Raw genomic sequence first — 2,053 nt, 5'->3', positions numbered from 1 at the left:
CTGACGGACCCCGCCACCGGAGCTTGAAGTCTCCCTCCCCTCCTCCGCCCGCGTCAGGAGGAGGCGGAGGGAGCGCTCACGCCCGCGTCTTGCGCCGTTCGAGCAGGGCGCCGTAGAGCCGGCGCTCCTCCCGGAGCGCCTTCGCCACGCTGGGCCGCTCCTGCAGGCGCGCGAAGTACGCGGCGATCGCGGGCCACTTCCCCAGGTCGATGGGCGTCACCGCGCTCCAGTTGAGCACCGTCACGAGGTACGCGTCCGCGACGCTGAAGCGCTCCAGCAGGAACTCGCGCCCGTTGAGGTGCTTGTCGAGGTAGGCGAGCCGGCCGTTCCCCCGCTCCAGGGCATACGTCTTCGCGCCCTCGTTCGCCGAGGTGTCGAGGAGCGGCATGAACGTCGCCTTGTGCAGCTCCGTCCCAACGAAGGACAGCCACTGCTGCAGCCGCGTGCGCCCCTTTCCGTCCTCCGGAGCGAGGCCCGCGTGGGGCAGCGCCCCGGCCAGGTACTGCAGGATGGCGGCGTTCTCCGTGAGCACGTCGCCGTCGTCGGTGCGCAGCGCGGGCACCAGCCCCAGCGGATTCACCTCCAGGTAGTCGCGCCCGTCCTGCGTGCGCTTCGCCTTCGAGTCGACCTCGATGAACGTCGCTTCCGTGCCCGCCTCGTAGAAGCAGATGCGGGTCGCGGCGGAGCAGGACAGGGGTGAGAAGTAGAGCTGCATGGGATGTCCTCCGGAACTTCGAGCGTGGGTCTGCGCCAGATGCAGGCGCTACTCTCCTCATCCGGATGGGATGCGTCCAACGCATCGTTGACATAGACTCAATGCATGGATGACATCGCCCCGCCGCCCTCCCCCCGGCTCGACGTGCGCGACCTGCGCGTGGTGCTGGCCCTGGCCTCCGCTGGAACCACGGCCCGGGCCGCGGCCGCGCTGCACCTGACGCAGCCGGCGGTGAGCCGCGCGCTGCTCGCGGCGGAGGACCGGCTGGGGACGCGCCTCTTCGACCGGACCCCGCGCGGGCTCGTGCCCACCCCCGCGGGACAGGAGCTCGTCTCGGGCGCCACGCGGCTGCTGCTGGAGCTGGGCGACCTGGAGCACCGCGTGCGCGCGCCGGTGGCGCCGTCCATCCGGATGAGGCTCGTGTGCGAGTGCTACACCGCCTACCACTGGCTGCCGTCCGCGCTGGTGACGCTGCGCAAGAGCCTGCCGGGCATCCACCTGTCGCTGGCGGTGGAGCACACGCAGGAGCCCGTCCCCGCCCTGGTGGCGGGAGAGCTGGACGTGGCGCTGCTCACGACGTCCTCCGTGCCGCGCGCTGGCATCGAGTGCCGGCCGCTCTTCTCCGATGAGATCATCTTCGTGATGGCCGCGTCGCACCCGCTGGCGTCCCGCAAGGCGCTCACCCGCGATGACTTGCGCGAGCACACGCTGCTGACCGGACAGACGCCCGCGGCGGAGTCGCACTGGTTCATGGCGCAGGTCTTCGGCCGCGAGCGGCCCCGGCTGCGCATCGAGCGGCTGCCGCTGACGGAGGCCATCCTCGACGTGGCCCGCGCGGGCCTGGGCATCGCCGTGCTCTCCGAGTGGATCACCACGCCGCACCTGGGCAAGGGCGACCTCGTGGTGAAGCGGCTCGCGTCAGGGCCCCTGCGCAGGCCCTGGCGGATGGCCTGGAGGAACGAGGTCCAGGACGCCGCGCTCCGCCTCCACGCCGCGCTCGAGTCCTCGGTGCCCCGGGGACTCGCGGTGGGTTGAAAGCCGCTCCGTCTCAGCTGGGAGGCGCGGGCGGGGGTTCGGGAGCCTCGAAGGCCTCCCGCGCGCGCTGCCGCTCCTCCCGGTGCTTCGAGACCAGCGCTCGCGCCTTCTCCTTCTGCGCGTCGTCCAGGAGCGCCTCGACGTCCCGGTAGGCCGCCGCCTCGTTGTCCTCCATGGCCTGGAGCAGGGCCTGCTGCCGCTTCAGGTCCTCTTCGGTCAGCGGCGTGAGCGGCCTGGGGGGAGCCCTGTACGCGGGCCGCCCTCCCAGGCCCACGGGGGTGTTCGGGTTCCCCGCCCTGGGGC

The 2,053-nt window shown here is 72.3% G+C and carries 3 protein-coding genes; 1 reads left to right on the top strand and 2 read right to left on the bottom strand.

Features of this window, described 5'->3' with window-relative positions; all coding sequences use genetic code 11:
• Nucleotides 1-76 precede the first annotated feature (76 nt).
• Entirely contained in the window at nucleotides 77-715 is a 639-nt protein-coding gene (locus tag D7X55_RS38875; RefSeq protein ID WP_121725666.1) for a glutathione binding-like protein, read from the bottom strand.
• 105 nt (nucleotides 716-820) lie between these two features.
• On the opposite strand from D7X55_RS38875, the gene D7X55_RS38870 reads away from it, so the two are divergent.
• Nucleotides 821-1,750 carry a LysR family transcriptional regulator gene (locus D7X55_RS38870; RefSeq protein WP_120546587.1) on the top strand — a complete coding sequence of 310 codons (930 nt, stop codon included), beginning with the start codon at nucleotides 821-823 and terminating at the stop codon, nucleotides 1,748-1,750.
• 13 nt (nucleotides 1,751-1,763) lie between these two features.
• On the opposite strand, the gene D7X55_RS38865 is transcribed toward D7X55_RS38870, so the two are convergent.
• Nucleotides 1,764-2,053 (bottom strand): hypothetical protein (locus tag D7X55_RS38865; RefSeq protein WP_407921818.1); only part of this gene is annotated, 290 nt, incomplete at its 5' end.

The sequence above is a fragment of the Corallococcus sp. AB049A genome (assembly GCF_003668885.1).
In the GTDB taxonomy this organism is placed as follows: Bacteria; Myxococcota; Myxococcia; order Myxococcales; family Myxococcaceae; genus Corallococcus; species Corallococcus interemptor.
This window is presented reverse-complemented; position numbering and strand designations above follow the sequence as displayed.

Excerpts from the sequence above, each read along its gene's own strand:
- D7X55_RS38875 (WP_121725666.1), bottom strand. The coding sequence starts at position 715 with ATGCAGCTCTACTTCTCACCCCTGTCCTGCTCCGCCGCGACCCGCATC.
- D7X55_RS38870 (WP_120546587.1), top strand. The coding sequence starts at position 821 with ATGGATGACATCGCCCCGCCGCCCTCCCCCCGGCTCGACGTGCGCGAC.